This is a genomic window from Streptomyces cyanogenus, from assembly GCF_017526105.1.
Lineage (GTDB): Bacteria > Actinomycetota > Actinomycetes > Streptomycetales > Streptomycetaceae > Streptomyces > Streptomyces cyanogenus.
The window spans coordinates 2,565,427-2,584,276 of the sequence record NZ_CP071839.1; the positions used below are offsets into that span (position 1 = coordinate 2,565,427).

The 18,850-nt window shown below is 71.0% G+C and carries 17 protein-coding genes; 1 reads left to right on the forward strand and 16 read right to left on the reverse strand.

Translation table 11 applies throughout. The annotated features are described in order from the left end of the window. Positions 1-78: 78 nt before the first annotated feature. The 16 genes from S1361_RS11450 to rsmH all read right to left on the reverse strand — a co-directional run bounded on the left by S1361_RS11450 (position 79) and on the right by rsmH (position 17,897). Positions 79-1,197 (reverse strand): DivIVA domain-containing protein, encoded by a 1,119-nt coding sequence (locus S1361_RS11450; protein WP_208031747.1) that lies wholly within the window; start codon positions 1,195-1,197, stop codon positions 79-81. Positions 1,198-1,251: 54 nt separating this feature from the next. After that, the gene (locus S1361_RS11455; RefSeq protein ID WP_030347861.1) at positions 1,252-1,542 is read right to left on the reverse strand and encodes a YggT family protein; all 291 of its coding nucleotides are present in this window, start codon (positions 1,540-1,542) and stop codon (positions 1,252-1,254) included. Between the two features lie 60 nt (positions 1,543-1,602). Then, a complete protein-coding gene (locus S1361_RS11460; protein WP_208031748.1) occupies positions 1,603-2,244 on the reverse strand; it encodes a cell division protein SepF in 642 nt (213 codons plus the stop codon). Between the two features lie 128 nt (positions 2,245-2,372). Continuing rightward, positions 2,373-3,092, reverse strand: coding sequence for a YggS family pyridoxal phosphate-dependent enzyme (locus tag S1361_RS11465; RefSeq protein WP_208031749.1), 720 nt, complete (start codon positions 3,090-3,092; stop codon positions 2,373-2,375). A 6-nt stretch (positions 3,093-3,098) separates the two neighbouring features. After that, a complete protein-coding gene (gene pgeF / locus S1361_RS11470) occupies positions 3,099-3,830 on the reverse strand; it encodes a peptidoglycan editing factor PgeF (protein ID WP_208031750.1) in 732 nt (243 codons plus the stop codon). Then, entirely contained in the window at positions 3,827-5,038 is a 1,212-nt protein-coding gene (gene ftsZ, locus S1361_RS11475) for a cell division protein FtsZ (protein WP_208031751.1), read from the reverse strand. Before ftsZ ends, pgeF begins: the two co-directional genes overlap by 4 nt. Before the next feature lie 279 nt (positions 5,039-5,317). Further along, on the reverse strand, positions 5,318-6,112 hold the full coding sequence (locus S1361_RS11480) for a cell division protein FtsQ/DivIB (protein WP_208031752.1): 795 nt from the start codon (positions 6,110-6,112) through the stop codon (positions 5,318-5,320). Positions 6,113-6,138: 26 nt separating this feature from the next. Next, on the reverse strand, positions 6,139-7,227 hold the full coding sequence (murG, locus tag S1361_RS11485; RefSeq protein ID WP_208031753.1) for an undecaprenyldiphospho-muramoylpentapeptide beta-N-acetylglucosaminyltransferase: 1,089 nt from the start codon (positions 7,225-7,227) through the stop codon (positions 6,139-6,141). 6 nt (positions 7,228-7,233) lie between these two features. Beyond that, positions 7,234-8,601 (reverse strand): putative lipid II flippase FtsW, encoded by a 1,368-nt coding sequence (gene ftsW, locus S1361_RS11490; RefSeq protein WP_208031754.1) that lies wholly within the window; start codon positions 8,599-8,601, stop codon positions 7,234-7,236. A 68-nt stretch (positions 8,602-8,669) separates the two neighbouring features. Beyond that, positions 8,670-10,103 (reverse strand): UDP-N-acetylmuramoyl-L-alanine--D-glutamate ligase, encoded by a 1,434-nt coding sequence (gene murD, locus S1361_RS11495; RefSeq protein WP_425086601.1) that lies wholly within the window; start codon positions 10,101-10,103, stop codon positions 8,670-8,672. Then, positions 10,085-11,155: a phospho-N-acetylmuramoyl-pentapeptide-transferase gene (gene mraY / locus S1361_RS11500; RefSeq protein ID WP_030347870.1), complete on the reverse strand. Its 1,071-nt coding sequence runs from the start codon at positions 11,153-11,155 to the stop codon at positions 10,085-10,087. Before mraY ends, murD begins: the two co-directional genes overlap by 19 nt. Then, complete coding sequence (locus S1361_RS11505) at positions 11,155-12,570, reverse strand: UDP-N-acetylmuramoyl-tripeptide--D-alanyl-D-alanine ligase (RefSeq protein WP_208031755.1); 1,416 nt, start codon at positions 12,568-12,570, stop codon at positions 11,155-11,157. Before S1361_RS11505 ends, mraY begins: the two co-directional genes overlap by 1 nt. A 4-nt stretch (positions 12,571-12,574) precedes the next feature. Continuing rightward, positions 12,575-14,230, reverse strand: coding sequence for a UDP-N-acetylmuramoyl-L-alanyl-D-glutamate--2,6-diaminopimelate ligase (locus S1361_RS11510; RefSeq protein WP_208031756.1), 1,656 nt, complete (start codon positions 14,228-14,230; stop codon positions 12,575-12,577). 43 nt (positions 14,231-14,273) lie between these two features. After that, positions 14,274-16,238, reverse strand: coding sequence for a peptidoglycan D,D-transpeptidase FtsI family protein (locus tag S1361_RS11515; protein ID WP_279577609.1), 1,965 nt, complete (start codon positions 16,236-16,238; stop codon positions 14,274-14,276). A 5-nt stretch (positions 16,239-16,243) separates the two neighbouring features. After that, positions 16,244-16,873, reverse strand: a complete 630-nt coding sequence (gene ftsL / locus S1361_RS11520; protein ID WP_208031758.1) for a cell division protein FtsL — start codon at positions 16,871-16,873, stop codon at positions 16,244-16,246. Between the two features lie 67 nt (positions 16,874-16,940). After that, complete coding sequence (gene rsmH, locus S1361_RS11525) at positions 16,941-17,897, reverse strand: 16S rRNA (cytosine(1402)-N(4))-methyltransferase RsmH (protein ID WP_208031759.1); 957 nt, start codon at positions 17,895-17,897, stop codon at positions 16,941-16,943. A gap of 353 nt (positions 17,898-18,250) precedes the next feature. On the opposite strand from rsmH, the gene S1361_RS11530 reads away from it, so the two are divergent. Further along, entirely contained in the window at positions 18,251-18,799 is a 549-nt protein-coding gene (locus S1361_RS11530; protein ID WP_208031760.1) for a beta-class carbonic anhydrase, read from the forward strand. Positions 18,800-18,850 lie beyond the last annotated feature (51 nt).

The window sequence follows — 18,850 nt, forward strand, 5'->3', positions numbered from 1 at the left end:
GCCCCCCGTGACCGAAGTCCGGGGGGCCCGCCCTGGGGACGCTGCCGACGCCGTTGTCGTACCGGTCTCACAGACCCGTCAGTTGTCGTCCTCGTCGATCAGGAAACCGCGCATCGGCGAGGGAGCCTGACCCATCGGGGACGGGCCCTGCGGACGGACCGGAGCCATGGGCTGGGTCATGGCCGGGGTCATCTGCTGCTGACCGCCGTAGGACGGCGCGGACGGAGCGGGCGAGCCGCCCATCGTCTGGTTGCCGCCGTAGGACGGGGCGCTCGCGCCGGCCGGAGCCATGGAGGGCGCCGGGGACGGCGGCAGGGACGCGGTGGCCGGGGTGCGCGGCGGGGCCAGGGAGTCGTCGGCCTGGGTCTCCAGCTGACGCAGCTGGGACTCGAGGTACGACTTCAGGCGCGTGCGGTACTCGCGCTCGAAGCCGCGCAGGTCCTCGACCTTGCGCTCCAGCGTGGCGCGCGCGGACTCCAGGGAGCCCATGGCGACGCGGTGCTTCTCCTGCGCGTCCCGCTCCAGGGCGTCGGCCTTGGCACGGGCGTCACGCTCCAGACCCTCGGCGCGGCTGCGGGCCTCGCCGACGATCTTGTTGGCCTCGGAGCGGGCCTCGGCGATCGCCTGGTCGGCGGTCTGCTGGGCCAGCGAGAGGACACGGGCGGCGCTGTCGCCACCGGGGCCCTGACCGGGGCCGCCCATCGGACCGCCCATGGGGCCGCCCATCGGACCACCCATCTGCTGCTGCATGGGCGGCTGACCGCCCATCGGGCCCTGACCCATCGGACCCTGGCCCATCGGGCCGGGACCCTGCGGGCCGCCCTGACCGCCGGGGCCGGCGGGCAGCTGCGGGGCACCGCTCGGCAGCTGGGGCGGGCCTCCCATGGGGCCGCCCATCTGCTGCTGCGGCGGGCCCGATATCCCGGCGGGCACCGGCTGGCCGGGACCTCGCATGCCCTGCTGCTGGGGATGCTGCTGTTCCTGCTCGGGAGGTTTGCGCATGTTCTGCTGGTTCTGCGCGGCGGCTCGCGTCGCGGCGGCCAGCTTGGCGCGCAGATCCTCGTTCTCGCGGAGCAGACGGGTCAGTTCGGCTTCGACCTCGTCGAGGAAGGCATCGACCTCGTCCTCGTCATAGCCTTCTCGGAGGCGGACGGTCGTGAACTGCTTGTTCCGCACGTCCTCGGGGGTCAACGGCATCTCTTCACCTCAACGTAGTCATCGGCAGTCGGCAAGACCGGATCGTCCCCACCCTCATCTCACGAAGCTCCCCGCGACCGAGATGAGAATGTAGACGATGATCATCAGTACGAAGAAGGACAGGTCGAGCGCCACGCCCCCGAGACGCAGCGGCGGAATGAACCGCCGCAGAAGCTTCAGCGGTGGATCGGTGACAGTGTAGGTGGCCTCCAGTACGACCACCATCGCCTTGCCGGGTTGCCACGAGCGGGCGAACTGGAAAACGTAGTCCATGACGAGCCGGAAGATGAGCACGACGAGGAACACCATCAGCGCGATGTAGATCACCTGCGCGAACACGCTCATGGCCTGTGGTTCCCTCTCCCCTGTTCCGTGCTCTTCCGTGCTTCGATCCGGTCGTACGTCTCAGCTCTGGTTGAAGAACCCGCCCTCTGCGATGCGGGCCTTGTCCTCCGCCGTGACATCGACGTTAGCAGGAGACAACAGGAACACCTTCTGCGTCACCCGCTCGATGCTGCCGTGAAGACCAAACACCAAACCGGCCGCAAAGTCGACAAGTCGCTTCGCGTCTGTGTCATCCATCTCAGTCAGATTCATGATCACCGGGGTGCCCTCACGGAAGTGTTCCCCGATGGTACGGGCCTCGTTGTAGGTCCGAGGGTGAAGCGTGGTGATCCGGTAAGGCTCTCGTTCGGACACGACCTTGGGCATGATCACCGGCGCGTTCTTCTCCAGGGACTGGCGTTCTTGTGTGATGGACGCCACGGGCGCGATGCGCGCCGGACGTCCGGATTCCGCAGCGAGCGAAGTCGCACGGGCGACCGGTTCGCGAGGAGCGGGCGGTTGCACGATTCGCACCTCTTCGTCCCTTTGGGACTGATGTGCGCCGTGCGACTGGTGTGACGCTTCGTGCCGTCGATGGTCCCGCTCCGGCTCCGGGTCCAGTTCGGGCTCGAAGTCGTCGTCGGGGTCGAATCCGCGGCCGTCGTACCCATCGTCCTCCACGAGGCCGAGGTAGACCGCCATCTTGCGCATCGCGCCGGCCATGCTCTGAGTCCTCCGCTCTGTGGTGGATCGACTGACGACTGCCAAGTGCCCGCGATCCACGTGGTCCTTGCGCCCGCCTTGGCGCGCATTGACCATATTTTCTGCTGTGGTCCGACTTCCTGGCGACGTTACCCGAGCCTGGGGCGGACTCCGAGTACCGCGGTGCCGACGCGCACATGTGTCGCCCCGGCGGCCACGGCCTGTTCGAGGTCCGCACTCATCCCTGCCGACACCATGGTTGCAGCCGGATGAGTTCGGCGCAGGTCAGTCGACAAATCCATGAGGCGCTCGAACGCCGCCTGTTCGCGCCCCGCGTACTCCCCGGTGAGCGGGGCGACGGTCATCAGCCCGTCGAGCCGCAGTCCGGGCGCGCCGGCGACGAGGTCGGCCAACTCTTCGATTCCGGCCGGGGCCACGCCGCCGCGCTCGCCCCGTCCGCTCTCTCCGGCGTCGAGCGCCACCTGGATCAGGCAGCCCACCTCGCGCCCGGCGCGCACCGCCTCCTTCGACAGGGCGGTGACGAGCCGGGACCGGTCGACGGACTGCACGACATCGGCATAACCGACCACGGAGCGCACCTTGTTGGTCTGCAACTGACCGACAAAGTGCCATTTGAGGGGCAGATCCGCACAGGCGGCGGCCTTCGGGGCCGCGTCCTGGTCGCGGTTCTCGGCGACATGGCGTACACCGAGTCCGGACAGGATCCGCACATCGCTCGCCGGGTAGGTCTTGGTGACCACGATCAGGGTCACCTCCTCCCGGGCGCGCCCGGCCGCCCTGCACGCGGCGGTGATGCGTTCCTCCACCTTCGCCAGGTTCGCGGCGAGTTCGGTCTTACGGTCCGTCATTCCCCATCAGTCCAGCCAGACGTAGCTCGCGAGCCGCCCTGTGGTGCGGTCGCGGCGGTACGAGAAGTGGTCGCCCGACTCCAGCGTGCACACCGGCACCTGCGCCCGGTCGCACACCCCGAGCCGGTCGAGCTGCGCGTGCACGCCGGCGCCCACGTCGACCGCCGGCGTGCCCCAGCTGGTCTCGGCGTGCGCCGCCGGCTCCACGGCGGCCACCTCGGCGCGCATCGGCTCCGGCACCTCGTAGCACCGGCCGCAGACGGCCGGTCCGGTGCGGGCGACGATCCGCTCCGGTGCGGCGCCGAGCGAGACCATGGCCCGTACGGCGGCGGGGACGACGCCCTTGACCATGCCGGGCCGGCCCGCGTGGGCCGCGGCGGCGACCCCGGCGACGGGGTCGGCCAGCAGCACCGGCACGCAGTCGGCGGTGAGGACGGCGAGGGCGAGTCCGCGCCGGGCGGTGACGATCGCGTCGACCTCCGGCACCGGCCTCCCCGTGCCCCACGGCTCGTCCACCACGGCGACGTCGGCGCCGTGCACCTGGTTCATCCAGACGACCAGCTCGGGGTCCAGGCCGAGCGACTTGGCCGCCAGCTCCCTGTTCTCCCGTACCGCCTCGGGTGCGTCGCCGACCGCGCCGCCGAGGTTGAGCTCCTCATACGGAGCGGCGCTCACCCCGCCCCACCGGTCGGTGAAGGCGAAGTGCGCGCCGCTCACGCTCTCGCGCTGTCCTATCACTTGAGGAAGTCCGGAACGTCCAGTTCCTCGGCCGCGCTGTCCGAGTAGGCGGGCCGCGGCGCCGGCGTGACCGGCGGGGGGACCGGGATGTCGGCGACCGGCTCGGGCGCCGGCTCCGGCTCCTCCTTCGGCTTGACGCTGCCCAGCGAGCCGAAGGACGGACGGCTGGGCTCGCTCGGCCGGGCCGGAGCGGGCTCGTCACGGCGGGCGCCGGACGAGCCGGAGGCCGACCCGAGGACGGTGTCCCGGCGGGCCGGCGGCTGGCCGCCGTCGAAGCCGGCCGCGATCACGGTGACCCGGACCTCGTCGCCGAGGGCGTCGTCGATGACCGCGCCGAAGATGATGTTGGCCTCGGGGTGGGCGGCCTCGCTGACCAGCTGGGCGGCCTCGTTGATCTCGAACAGGCCGAGGTCGGAGCCGCCGGAGATGGAGAGCAGCACGCCCCGGGCGCCGTCGATGGACGCCTCGAGGAGCGGCGAGGAGATCGCCATCTCGGCCGCCGCCACCGCGCGGTCGTCGCCGCGGGCCGAGCCGATGCCCATGAGGGCCGAACCGGCCTCGGACATGACCGACTTGACGTCGGCGAAGTCCAGGTTGATCAGGCCGGGGGTGGTGATGAGGTCGGTGATGCCCTGGACACCGGAGAGCAGGACCTGGTCGGCGGACTTGAAGGCGTCCAGAACCGAGACCTGGCGGTCCGAGATGGACAGCAGCCGGTCGTTCGGGATCACGATGAGGGTGTCGACCTCTTCGCGCAGTTCGGCGATGCCGTCCTCGGCCTGGTTCGCGCGGCGCCGTCCCTCGAAGGTGAACGGGCGCGTGACCACGCCGATGGTGAGGGCGCCGAGCGAGCGCGCGATGTTGGCCACGACGGGCGCCCCGCCGGTGCCGGTGCCGCCGCCTTCACCGGCCGTCACGAAGACCATGTCGGCCCCCTTGAGGACCTCCTCGATCTCCTCGCGGTGGTCCTCGGCGGCCTTGCGGCCGACGGCCGGGTTGGCTCCGGCGCCGAGTCCGCGGGTGAGTTCGCGGCCGACGTCGAGCTTGACGTCGGCGTCGCTCATCAACAGCGCCTGTGCGTCGGTGTTGATGGCGATGAACTCGACGCCCTTGAGACCGACCTCGATCATCCGGTTGATGGCATTGACACCACCGCCGCCGACACCGATGACCTTGATGACTGCGAGGTAGTTCTGCGGTGCTGCCACGTCGAAGGCCTCTCGCCTCGAATTACGTTGTCGCCGCCGGGCGGTGCCCCGCGCCGGGACGACGGATGCCGAATGGGACGGTCCGTAGCGCCGACCCGAACCCTAACCCTGAAGTTTAGGGTTACCAGTGTGTCTGTTCCCTGGAGTCTTCTGAACAGGACACTAAGTCGACAAGTGGCGCCCGTTCAACGAACACGCCGAACCTCCCGTTTTTCTTTTCACCCTATGTGATCAGCCGTAGCAGTGCCCAACCAGGGTGCTGGCCTGCGCTGATGTGCGTCAACTCCCTGATGACGCAGGGGCGGTGGGAACACTGACATCGAAGTACCGCGCGCCGGGAGCTGCTTTCATGAGAGCCGTGAGGGCTCGTGCCTTGGCGCGGCCGTTCTCGCCGCTGCCCCAGGCCACCGTGCGACCGTCGCCCAACTGCAGCGAGATGGCGTCGAAGGAGCGGACCTGGACGGTCCGGGTGGCCCGCGCCACGGCTCCGGGCAGGTCACCGGCCACCCGGACGGCCTCGCGCACCAGCCGGGCGGTACCGAACCGCCGGAAGCTCGCGGCGCCCGGACCCGTGCGGGATGCGGACAATTCCAGCATCGGAACGCCATTCGGCGCCCGAGAAACCGTAGCGAACCGGACACCTTCGTCGTCGACTTCGACGAACTTCCCGCCCTTTCGGAGAAGCAGAACCGGAGTGCGCTCGATCACTTTCAGGCCGATTCCATGGGGCCAGGAACGAACCACATCTACGGTGTCAATTCGGGGCAATTTCCGGCGAAGTCGGGCTTCGATCCTTCCCGTGTCGACGGAAATCATCGGGTCCCCGACGGGCACGGCCGCCGCGGCGCGGACCTCGGCGGGGGTCAGTACGCGCGTGCCCGACACCGAGACGTGCTCGATGCGCAGCCATGCCGAGCCGTACAACGCCCAGGCGCCGCCGGCCCCCAGAAGCACCAGAACGGCGACCAGGACGACGATCGCCCGAAGGCGCGGACCTCCGAGCCTCCGGACGAGCGGCGGGCCGGACGACTCCTGCTGGCGTTCACCGCGCTCGGCGGTCGTCGGTCCGGCCACGCTCACTACCCTTTCGTCATACGGTCCTATCGGCGCGAGGCGATCGCCTCGTACACCATGCCGACGAGCAGGTCGTCGGCGTCCCGGCGGCCGAACTCGCTTGCCGAGCGGGACATCTCGTACAGCCGGTGCGGGTCGGCGAGCACGGGCAGCACGTGCTGCTGCACCCACTCGGGCGTCAGGTCCGCGTCGTCGACGAGGAGTCCGCCGCCGGCCTTGACCACCGGCTGGGCGTTGAGCCGCTGCTCGCCGTTGCCGATGGGCAGCGGGACGTACGCGGCCGGGAGCCCGACGGCGGAGAGTTCGGCGACGGTCATCGCGCCCGCGCGGCAGAGCATCATGTCGGCCGCGGCGTACGCGAGGTCCATCCGGTCCAGATAACTTACCGGGATGTAGGGGGGCATTCCCGGCATCTGCTGCACCTGCGGCAGTTCGTTCTTCGGGCCGACCGCGTGCAGGATCTGGATGCCGGCCTGCTGGAGCCAGGGGGCGACCGCCTGCGTCACCTCGTTCAGCCGCCGGGCGCCCTGCGAGCCGCCGGAGACGAGCAGCGTGGGCAGGTTCGGGTCCAGGCCGAAGCGGTGGCGGGCCTCGGGGCGGACGGCGGCGCGGTCCAGCGTGGCGATGGAGCGGCGCAGCGGGATGCCGATGTAGCGGGCGTCACGCAGCTTGCTGTCCGGGGTGGAGACGGCGACCCGGGCCGCGTACCGTGAGCCGATCTTGTTGGCCAGGCCCGGGCGGGCGTTGGCCTCGTGGATCACGATGGGCACGCCCAGGCGCTTGGCGGCCAGGTAGCCGGGCAGCGCGACATAGCCGCCGAAGCCGACCACGACATCCGCCTTGGTGCGCTCCAGGATCTGCTCGGCGGCCTTGATCGTGCCGCGCAGCCGGCCCGGGACGGTGATCAGCTCGGGGGTGGGCTTGCGTGGCAGCGGCACCGCCGGGATCAGCGCGAGCTCGTAGCCGCGCTCCGGGACGAGCCGGGTCTCCAGGCCGCGTTCCGTGCCCAGGGCCGTGATCCCCACGGTCGGGTCCTGCCTGCGCAGGGCGTCCGCGAGGGCGAGCGCGGGCTCGATGTGGCCGGCGGTCCCCCCGCCGGCGAGTACGACATGCACCGAAATTCACCGCTCTCCGGACGAACGCGCCGCCGAGGCACGCCGTCTCATCGTGTTCCATCTCCGAGGCCCCCGCTCGGCACCGGAGCCTCCCGCCCGCTTTCTACCAAAGCGAGGTTGCCGCATCGCAAGCGCTGCCCGCGCAGCGGGCTCGTCGCGCGCGAAGGCGATCAGCAGCCCGATGGCGAACATGGTCGGCAGCAGGGCGGACCCTCCGTAGGAGAACAGCGGGAGCGGGACGCCGGCGATCGGCAGCAGGCCGAGCACCGCACCGATGTTGATCACCGCCTGGGCGGTGACCCAGGTGGTCACGCCTCCCGCGGCATACCTCACGAAGGGGTCCTCCGTGCGTCCGGCCACGCGGATACCCGCATAGCCTAGAGCCGCGAACAGGGCGAGCACCGACAGCGTCCCCGCGAGGCCCAGTTCCTCACCGGTGACGGCGAAGATGAAGTCGGTGTGGGCTTCCGGGAGTTGGCCCCATTTTTCCACACTCGCGCCGAGTCCGGAACCGAAGAGTCCGCCGGAGGCCAGGGCATAGATCCCGTGCACGGCCTGCCAGCAGTCGGCCACCCCCGTTCTGGGCTCGGTCGCACCGATGCAGGCGAGGCGGGCCATCCGGTTGGGGCTGGTCCTGATCAGGGTCACACCGATCAGCGCGGCGACGGACAGCACGCCCGCGAACAGCCGGGTCGGCGCGCCCGCGAGCCAGAGCAGGCCGAACAGGATCGCCGTGAGAATGATCGCGGTGCCCATGTCGCCGCCGAGCATGATCAGCCCGAGCAGCAGGAAGGCGACCGGCACCAGCGGCACCAGCATGTGCTTCCACTGGGTCAGCAGCTTCCTCTCCTGCTTGCGGGCGATCAGGTCCGCGCCCCACAGCACCAGGGCCAGCTTGCCGAACTCGCTGGGCTGGATCTGGAAGGAGCCGCCGAGGGAGATCCAGTTCTGGTTGCCGTTGACCGCCATCCCTATCCCGGGGATCTGCACCAGGATCATCAGGAAGACGGCGCCGGCGAGGATCGGGTAGGCCAGCGCACGGTGCAGCTTCACCGGCATACGGGAGGCGACGAACAGCAGCGCGCCGCCGATGAGCGCGGCGAGGGCCTGCTTGCGGAAGAAGTACGACCCGGGCAGCGACAGCTGCAGCGCGGTGATCTGGGAGGCCGAGTAGACCATGACCAGGCCGAGGACGGTGATCAGCACGCTGCCGCCGACGATCAGGTAGTAGGCGGTCAGCGGCCGGTCCCAGGCCCTCCGCGCGCGCGTGCAGAGCCGTTGGACGGGGTTCTCGCGCGTGGGCCGGGGAACGGCGGGACGCGGACGCCTGGACGCCCGCTGCACGGGCGGCTTACCGGTACGGCTACTGGGCATCGGCGCCTCCGTCGCACGTCGACCGTCCCACGCGTCCCTCCCAAGGTCCGCCCGGCAGGCGGCCGGGGTCAGGCGTCGAGTTCGCGGACCGCCGCCGCGAACGCGTCACCGCGCTGGTTGTAGTTGGTGAACATGTCCATGGAGGCGCAGGCCGGGGCCAGCAGCACCGTGTCGCCGGGCTGAGCCAGCCGCTTCGCTTCCGTCACCGCCTGGAGCATCGCCCCAGTGTCGGTCCGGCCGAGGTCGACCACGGGTACTTCCGGCGCGTGTCGCGCGAGGGCGTCACGGATCAGGGCACGATCTGCGCCGATCAGGACCACACCGCGAAGCCGCTTCGCCGACTTGGCGACCAGTTCGTCGAAGGTCGCTCCCTTCGCCAGACCGCCCGCAATCCATACGATCGGTTCATATGCCGCCAACGAGGCTTCCGCGGCATGGGTGTTGGTCGCCTTGGAGTCGTCCACGTACGCGACCCCGTCGATGTCGGCGACGTGCGCGATGCGGTGGGCGTCCGGGCGGAAGGCCCGCAGACCGTCCCGTACGGCGCTCGCGGGCACCCCGAAGGCGCGGGCGAGGGCCGCGGCGGCAAGGGCGTTGGCGATGTTGTGCGGGGCCGGCGGGTTGACGTCGGAGACCTCGGCCAGCTCCTGCGCGTTCTTCTGCCGGTTCTCGACGAAGGCGCGGTCGACCAGGATGCCGTCCACCACGCCGAGTTGGGAGGGGCCGGGCGTGCCCAGGGTGAACCCGACGGCCCGGCAGCCCTCTTCGACGTCGGCCTCGCGGACGAGGTCCTCGGTGGCCTTGTCGGCGACGTTGTAGACGCAGGCGACCTTGTTGCCCTCGTAGATACGGCCCTTGTCGCGCGCGTACGCCTCCATGGAGCCGTGCCAGTCGAGGTGGTCCGGGGCGAGGTTGAGGACGGCCCCCGAGTGGGCGCGCAGGGAGGGCGCCCAGTGGAGCTGGTAGCTGGACAGCTCGACGGCGAGGACGTCGTAGCGCTCCTCGCCGAGGACCGCGTCCAGCAGGGAGACGCCGATGTTGCCCACGGCGGCCGTGCGCAGGCCCGCCGCCCTCAGGATGGAGGCGAGCATCTGGACGGTCGTGGTCTTGCCGTTGGTGCCCGTCACGGCCAGCCAGGGGGCCGCGTCGGGGCCGCGCAGCCGCCAGGCCAGCTCCACGTCGCCCCAGACCGGCACGCCGGCCTGCCCGGCGGCGCGGAACAGCGGCTTGTCGGGCTGCCAGCCGGGCGCGGTGACGATCAGCTCGGTGCCCTCCGGGAGGGTCGCCCCGTCGCCGAGACGCACGGTGATACCGAGCGCCTCCAGCTCCGCGGCCTGCTCACGCGCGCGTGCGTCGTCGCCGTCGTTGACGACCGTGACGATCGCCCCGCGCGCGTGCAGCACCTTCGCCGCCGGGACGCCGGAGACGCCGAGCCCGGCGACGGTGATGTGCTTGCCCTGGAATTCAGAAGGCACCGAGGAGGTCACTTGTCCGCTGCCCATCCCGCATAGAAGAGGCCTAGTCCGACAATCACACAGATTCCCTGGATGATCCAGAAGCGGACCACGACCAGGACCTCGGACCAGCCCTTGAGTTCGAAGTGGTGCTGGAGCGGTGCCATCCGGAAGACGCGCTTACCGGTGAGCCGGAAGGAGCCGACCTGGATGACGACCGACATGGTGATGAGGACGAACAGGCCGCCCATGATGGCCACCAGCAGCTCCGTGCGGGAGAGGATGGCCAGACCCGTGAGGACACCGCCGAGGGCGAGCGATCCGGTGTCGCCCATGAAGATCTTCGCCGGCGAGGTGTTCCACCACAGGAAGCCCAGGCAGGCGCCCATCAGCGCGGAGGCGACCACGGCCAGGTCCAGCGGGTCGCGCACCTCGTAGCAGGCGCCCGGGTTGGTCAGGGTGCCCGCGTTGGCGCAGGACTCCTGGAACTGCCAGACACCGATGAAGGTGTAGGCGCCGAAGACGAGCACGGAGGCGCCGGTGGCCAGACCGTCCAGGCCGTCGGTGAGGTTCACGCCGTTCGACATCGCGAGGATCATGAACAGCGCCCAGACCACGAACAGCACCGGGCCGATCGACCAGCCGAAGTCGGTGATGAACGACAGCTTGGTGGAGGCGGGGGTGTTGCCGCGGGCGTCGGAGAACTGCAGCGACAGCACCGCGAAGGCGATGCCGACGATCAGCTGGCCGGCCATCTTCGCCTTGGCCCGCAGACCGAGCGACCGCCGCTTGACGATCTTGATGTAGTCGTCGAGGAAGCCGACCAGGCCCATGCCGAACATCAGGCCGAGGACCAGCAGGCCGGAGTAGGTGGGCGGGTAACCGGTGATGAGCTTGCTCAGGAAGTACGCGGCGATCGTCGCCAGGATGAACGCGATACCGCCCATCGTCGGCGTACCGCGCTTGCTGGCATGCTCGCGCGGGCCGTCGTCACGGATGTACTGGCCGTAGCCCTTGCGGGCGAGAAGCTTGATCAGCAGCGGGGTGCCGACCAGCGTCAGGAAGAGGCCAATGACTCCCGAGAACAGGATCTGCTTCATCATCGGGCGGCAACCTCACCCTCGGCACCGGTCTCGGTGAGCGCCTGGGCGACGCTCTCCAGCCCCACCGACCGGGACGCCTTCACGAGTACGACGTCCCCCGGGCGCAACTCGCTGCGCAACAGGTCGATCGCCGCCTGTGCGTCGGACACGTGCACCGACTCCTCACCCCACGAACCCTCGTTATATGCGCCCAGTTGCAGCCAGGAGGCCTCAATCCCCCCGACGGCGACGAGCTTGCTGACGTTGAGCCGGACGGCGAGCCGTCCGACGGCGTCGTGCTCGGCGAGCGCCTCGTCCCCCAGCTCGGCCATCTTGCCGAGCACCGCCCACGTGCGGCGCCCCTTGCCCATGGCCGCGAGCGCCCTGAGGGCGGCCCGCATGGACTCGGGGTTGGCGTTGTAGGCGTCGTTGACGATGGTCACGCCGTCCGGGCGCTCGGTGACCTCCATGCGCCAGCGGGAGAGGGAGCCCGCCTCGGAGAGCGCGGTGGCGATCTCTTCCGCGGACATGCCCAGCTCATGGGCGACGGCGGCCGCGGCGAGCGCGTTCGACACGTGGTGCTCACCGTACAGGCGCATGGTCACATCGCTTGCACCGGAGGGTGTGTGAAGCCTGAAGGCGGGCTGTCCGCTGTCCGTGAGTCGTACGTTCTCGGCGCGTACGTCCGCTTCGGCCGACTCTCCGAAAAGGACCACCTTCGCCTTGGTACGGGCGGCCATGGCCTTCACCAGCGGGTCGTCGGCGTTGAGGATGGCGGCCCCGCCCTCGCTCTCCGCGGGAAGCGCCTCGACCAGCTCGCCCTTCGCCTGGGCGATCTGCTCGCGCCCGCCGAACTCGCCGATGTGGGCGGTGCCGACGTTGAGCACCAGGCCGATCCGCGGCGGGGTGAGGCCGGTGAGGTAGCGGATGTGCCCGATGCCGCGGGCCCCCATCTCCAGCACGAGGAACCTGGTCTCCTCGGTGGCGGACAGGGCGGTCAGCGGCAGCCCGATCTCGTTGTTGAGCGAGCCGGGCGTGAAGACGGTGGGCGCCTTGCGCCGCAGCACCTGGGCGATGAGGTCCTTGGTGCTGGTCTTGCCGGCCGAGCCGGTCAGGGCGACGAGGGTCGCGCCGAGCCGGCGTACGACGTGCCGGGCGAGGGCGCCCAGGGCCGTCTGCACGTCCTCCACGACGATCGCGGGGACGCCGACCGGCCGGGACGCCAGCACGGCGACCGCGCCGGCCGCGACGACCTGCGGCGCGTAGTCGTGGCCGTCCACCCGCTCGCCGACGAATGCGGCGAACAGGCTGCCGGGCACCACCTCGCGGGAGTCCCGGACGACCGGTCCCGTCACCTGCACGGACGGATCCGGTATGTCGTGCGTCTGCCCGCCGACGACTGCTGCGATCTCGGCGAGGGAGAGGGCGATCACAAGTTCATCCCTGGGTCTTCTGGATAGCTTCGCGAAGCACCTGGCGGTCGTCGAAGGGACGGACCACGCCGGCGATGTCCTGGCCCTGCTCGTGACCCTTGCCTGCCACCAGCACGGTGTCGCCGGCTCGGGCACGGCCCACGGCGGCGGCGATGGCGGCGGCCCGGTCCTCGAAGAGGAGCACCTCGCCGCGCTCGTGCGCGGGCACGGAGGCCGCGCCCCTGAGCATGGTGGCGAGGATCGCCAGGGGGTCCTCGGAGCGGGGGTTGTCGGAGGTCAGTACGGCCGTGTCGGCGAGCCGGGCCGCGGCGGCGCCCATCGGGGCCCGCTTGGTCTCGTCGCGGTCGCCGCCGCAGCCGAGGACGACGTGCAGCCGGCCCTTGGTGACCTTGCGCAGCGCCTTGAGCACCGACTCGACGGCGTCGGTCTTGTGGGCGTAGTCGACGACCGCGAGGTAGGGCTGCCCGGCGTCGACGCGCTCCAGGCGGCCCGGCACACCCGGGACGGCGGCGATACCGTCGGCGGCGGTCTGCGGGTCGAGGCCGGCCACGGCGAGGGCGACGACGGCGGCGAGCGTGTTCGCCACGTTGAACGGGCCCGGCAGCGGCGACTTGGCGTGGACGCGCTCGCCGTTCGGGCCGAGCACGGTGAACGTCGAGTCCATGGGGCCGATCCGGACGTCCTCGGCGCGCCAGTCGGCGTCGGGGTGACCCTCGGCGGAGAAGGTGACGACCGGGACGGTCGCCTCCCGCGCGAGCCGGCGGCCGTACTCGTCGTCGGCGTTGACCACGCCGAGTTTGCTGCGTTTCGGGGTGAAGAGCTGCGCCTTGGCCCGGAAGTAGTCCTCCATGTCGGAGTGGAACTCCATGTGTTCCGGGCTGAGGTTGGTGAAGACGGCGATGTCGAAGACGCAGCCGTCGACCCGGCCGAGGACCAGGGCGTGACTGGAGACCTCCATGGCCACGGCCTCGACGCCCCCTTCGCGCATGACGGCGAACAGGGCCTGGAGGTCGGTGGCCTCGGGGGTGGTGCGCTCGGACTTGATCCGCTCGTCGCCGATGCGGATCTCCACCGTGCCGATGAGTCCGGCGGGGCGGGACACGTCCAGGCCGCCCTTGACGAGATAGGCGGTGGTGGTCTTGCCGGAGGTGCCGGTGATGCCGATCTGGAGCAGGTCGCGGCCCGGGTGGCGGTAGATGGTGGCCGCCAGCTCCCCCATCCGTCCGCGCGGATCCTCGACGACCAGGACGGGCAGTCCGGTCGCGGCGGCGCGGTCGGCCCCCGTGGGATCGGTGAGCACGGCGGCGGCGCCCAGGCTCGCGGCCTGGGTGACGAAGTCCGCGCCGTGCAGACGGGCGCCCGGGAGGGCGGCGTACAGGTCACCGGGGCGGACGGCGCGCGAGTCGTGGGTGATACCCGTGATCTCGGCGGCGCGCTCCGGCGCGGTGACACCCAGCTGGTCGGCGAGCTCCGCGAGCGGGGTGGCGGGGAGCGTCGTCGGCCGGGGCAGTCCCGGATATGTCACGGGTTGGCCCTTCTGGGTGTTTTGGGACTGATCAGCGTGTGGCACGGCGGTGAGCGTACCGGGCGTACCGGCTCCGGAGCGAAGTGAGGGGCCTGCGGCCCCGTGGTTCCCGGCGTCGGGGGTGATCGTTGTCACGAGCTCGTTCCTGGTGTTTCCGTGCTGATCAGGGTGGCACTGATCAGGGCTTGTACTCGACGGGCAGGTTGGCGGGCTTCGCCCCGGTCGGCGGGATCTGGAGGGTCTTCAGGGCGAACTCCATCACCTGCTTGTAGATGGGACCGCAGATCTGGCCACCGAAGTAGTTGCCGGAGGTGGCGTTCTGGATGGCGCAGTAGACGGTGATCCGCGGGTTGTCGGCGGGCGCGAAACCGGCGAACGACGACGTGTAGCCGCGGTAGCGGCCGGTGGCCGGATCCACGCGGTTGGCCGTTCCGGTCTTGCCCGCGACCCGGTACCCGGGGATGCGGGCCTTCACGCCGGTGCCCTGCTCGTCGTCCACGACGGACTCCAGCATCTGCGCGAGGCTCTTGGCGGTCTTGGCGCTGACGACCCGTGTCTGCCTGGGCTTCGGTGCGGGGGTGAAGCGCCCGTCGGCACCCTTGGTGCCGCGCACCAGGGTCGGCACGACGCGCACACCGCCGTTGGCGATGGTCGAGTACACGGAGGCGGCCTGCATGGCGTTGATGGAGAAGCCCTGGCCGAAAGGGATCGTGTACTGCTGCGAGGTGGACCACTTCTGCGGCGGCGCGAGGATGCCGGGGGTCTCGCCGGGGAAGCCGAGGCCGGTGTAACTGCCGATGCCGAACTTGCGCAGGTAGGAGTAGAGGACCTTGTTGGCCGCGGGCTGGCTCTTGCCGAGTTCGCCGGCGGCCAGGATGGTGCCGATGTTGCTGGACTTGGCGAGCACGCCGTTGAGCGTGAGGTACCAGGTGGCGTGGTCGATGTCGTCCTGGAAGAGCCGGTCGCCGCGGTGCAGCCGGTTGGGGACGACGACGTGGGTGAGGGGGGTCGCCACGTTCCGCTCCAGCACGGCCGCCATGGACATCACCTTGGCGGTGGAGCCGGGCTCGTAGGCGTCCTGGAGGGCCGCGTTGCCCATCGCGTCGCCGTCGGCCTTCGCCAGGTCGTTCGGGTCGAAGCCGGGCGAGTTGGCCATGGCGAGGATCTGGCCGGTGCGGGTGTCCTGGACGATGACGTAGCCGCGGTCCGCCCTGGACTTCTTCACCTGCTCGGTGATGGCGTTCTGCGCGGCCCACTGGATGTCGCGGTCGATGGTCAGCTCGACGTCGGCGCCGGGCACCGCGGGCGTCTCGGTGGACCCGGCGGTGGGCACCTCGCGCCCGCCGGCCTGGGCGTAGCGGACCTTGCCGTCCTTGCCGGACAGCTGCTTGTCCAGCTCCTGCTCGATGCCGCCGCCGCCCTTGCCGTCGGCGTTGACCCAGCCCAGTATCCCGGCGGCCAGGTCGCCGTTGGGGTACACGCGCTGGCTGCTGGGGTCGGCGAAGACGCCGGACAGCACGTTGACGGTGGTGTGGTCGGTCCCGGCCTTCTTGGCGAGCGCGGTCTTCAGGTCCCTGATCTGCTTCCAGACCTGCGGGGTCTGCCGGGCGGCGAGCCGGGTGTAGCGGGAGCTGCGGTTCTCCGGCCGCAGCTTCCTGACGAGCGTGGCCTGGTCCTGGCCGAGGATCGGGGCGAGCAGCGCGGCGGCCTTCTCGGGGCCGTCGCCGATCTTCAGCTGCTCGGCGCTGAACATCGTCGGGTCGGCCGTGATGTCGTACGCGTCCTCGCTGACGGCGAGCGCGACGCCGTTGCGGTCGGTGATCTCGCCGCGCTCGGCGGCCAGCGTGTGCACCACGTACCGGTTCTGCTCGGCCCGTGCCGTGTAGGCGCTCGCGTCGACGGCCTGGACCTGGAGCAGCCGGATGACGAACGCGAGCAGCACCAGTGTCAGGGCGAGGCCGACCAGGCGCAGCCGGGGCCGGGGGCTGCCGAGCCGGAGGGGGCGCGAGACCGGGGGCCGGGCCCCGCCGGGCCGGCGGACCGGCCGGGCACCGGGCCCGGCCTGCCGCCGGACGGCACCCCGCGGCCGCGGAGGCTTGGCGGGGCCGGGCACCCGGCGGCGCGGCGCTTCCCTGTCGGACACTTCCGTCACCTGCCGGGGATCGGGGTGGGGATGGGCTGGGTGGTGGGCGGCACCGGGGCGGGCGCCGCGGGGGGTCCCTGGGGCGGGGACGGCACGGTGGGCGCCGGCGGGGCGGTGGCCAGGGCGCCGGCCGGGGTCACCGCCCCGGGCGAGGCCGGCGCGGCGGGGGCCGCGGGCTCGGGCGCGGCGCCGGGGACGCCGTTGACGGTGGCCAGGGCGCCGGCCGGGGTCATCGCCCCGGGGGAGGCCGGGGCGATGAGGGCCGCGGGCTCGGGCGCGGCGCCGGGGACGCCCTTGACGGTGCCGTCGGGGCCGAGGAAGGCCGGGTCGCCGCCGGGGACCATGCCGAGTTCACGGGCGCGGCGCTGGAGGGCGTCGGGGGACGAGAAGGCGTCGATGTCGCGCTGGAGGGCCTGTTCCTCGTCGGTGAGGTTCTTCGTCTGCTTCTGCAGGTCGGCGAGTTTGAACGAGCCTTCGCTCAGCGCCGAGTTCAGCACCAGCAGACCGATGAGGCCGCCGCCGAGGAGCACGACGACGAGCAGGACGAACGGGGTACGCGCCGCCCGCGCGCGGCCGGCCGGGAGGAGCCGGGCGAGCCGGGCGGCCCTCCCCTTCAGTTCGGGTTTCCTGCTCACTGCTCCCCCGATGCGTGGGGGAAGCCGCTTCCTCGGTGCGCGGTGCCGGCCCTGCGACCCGTCTCGCTCACTCGACGTCCTCCCTGATGCGCTCGGCACCCCGCAGTCTGGCCGGTGCGGCCCGGCGGTTCTCGGCGATCTCTTCCTCGGTGGGAAGTTCGGCACCGCGGGTGAGCAGCTTGAGCCGCGGCTGGTAGCGCTCGGGCACGACGGGCAGTCCGGGCGGCGCGGTGGAGGCCGCCCCGGCCGCGAACACCTGCTTGACGAGCCGGTCTTCGAGCGAGTGGTACGACAGCACCGCGATGCGCCCGCCGACGTCCAGGGCCTTCACGGCGGCCGGGATCGCCCGCTCCAGGACGGACAGTTCGCCGTTGACCTCGATGCGCAGCGCCTGGAAGGTGCGCTTGGCCGGATTGCCGCCGGTGCGCTTGGCGGCCTGCGGCAGCGCGTCCCGGATGAGTTCGACGAGCCGCGCGCTGTTGCTGAACGGCTCCTTCTCCCGCTCCCGGACGATCGCGGCGACGATCCGCTTGGCCTGCTTCTCCTCGCCGTAGGCGCGCAGGATGCGCACCAGTTCGCCGGGCGGGTAGGTGTTGAGGACCTCGGCGGCGCTGATGCCGGCCGTCTGGTCCATGCGCATGTCCAGGGGCGCGTCCTGCGCGTAGGCGAAGCCGCGGTCGGCCTCGTCCAGCTGCATGGAGGAGACGCCCAGGTCGAACAGGACGCCCTGCACGCGCGGGATGCCGAGCCGGTGCAGTACGGCGGGCAGCTCGTCGTACACGGCGTGCACGAGGGTGGCGCGCTCGCCGTACGGAGCCAGGCGCTCACCGGACAGGCGCAGCGCCTCCTTGTCCCGGTCGAGGCCGATCAGCCGGGCGTCGGGGAACCGGGTGAGCAGTGCCTCGCTGTGCCCGCCGAGGCCGAGGGTGCAGTCGACGACCACCGCTCCGGGGCGCTCCAGGGCGGGCGCCAGCAGGTCCAGGCACCGCTGGAGCATCACCGGGACGTGTCGACTCTGGCTCAAGGGGGCCTCTCAGTTCCGGCGGGCCGTACGCACCGTCGGTCCCCCGAGCCGTACGTACGCGCCGCGCGCGCGGGGAGACGGGTCCGGGCAGGTGCCGGGGTCTCCGGGGGTTTCGTCCGCGGGGAGAGACTCGTCTCCCGCTTTCGCGTCACTTTAGTCCACGCTGTCCGCTGGTCAATCAACCGGCCTGCGCGTCGTGTACCCCGGCACGGCGGGAACCGCGATTCGGACCGGTCCGCCCGTTCGGCCCCGCTCTGCCCTCCCTGTGGGTTAGCTCACAACATACCGCGATGACGTTCTTTGTCCGCTCTCACGAGAGGCCGGAACCCTGCGTGACCAGTAACGTCGTCGGTATGACGACTTCTGCAGCAGCACCCACTGGATCCGAAGGCGCCATAACCGCCGGCGACACCGTGACCAACCGGCTCGTGGAGGCCAACCGGCAGTACGCCGAGGCCTTCACCGACCCCGGCATGGACGCCCGCCCGGTACTCCACGTCGCCGTCGTCGCCTGCATGGACGCACGTCTCGACCTGCACCAGGCCCTCGGCCTCCAGCTCGGCGACTGTCACACCATCCGCAACGCGGGCGGTGTGGTCACCGACGACGTGATCCGGTCCCTGACCATCAGCCAGCGCAAGCTGGGCACGCGCAGCATCGTGCTCATCCACCACACCGGCTGCGGCCTGGAGTCCCTCACCGAGGACTTCCGCACCGAGCTGGAGATGGAGGTCGGCCAGCGGCCGGCCTGGGCGGTGGAGTCCTTCAGCGACGTGGACCAGGACGTGCGCCAGTCCATGCAGCGGGTGCGCACCTCGCCGTTCCTGCTGCACACCGACGACGTCCGCGGCTTCGTCTTCGACGTGCGCACCGGTCTGCTGCGCGAGGTCGACCCGGCCTGACCGGAACATACCGGCCGGCCACCCCGCACGGCATCCCGTCGTTCTGCCGTC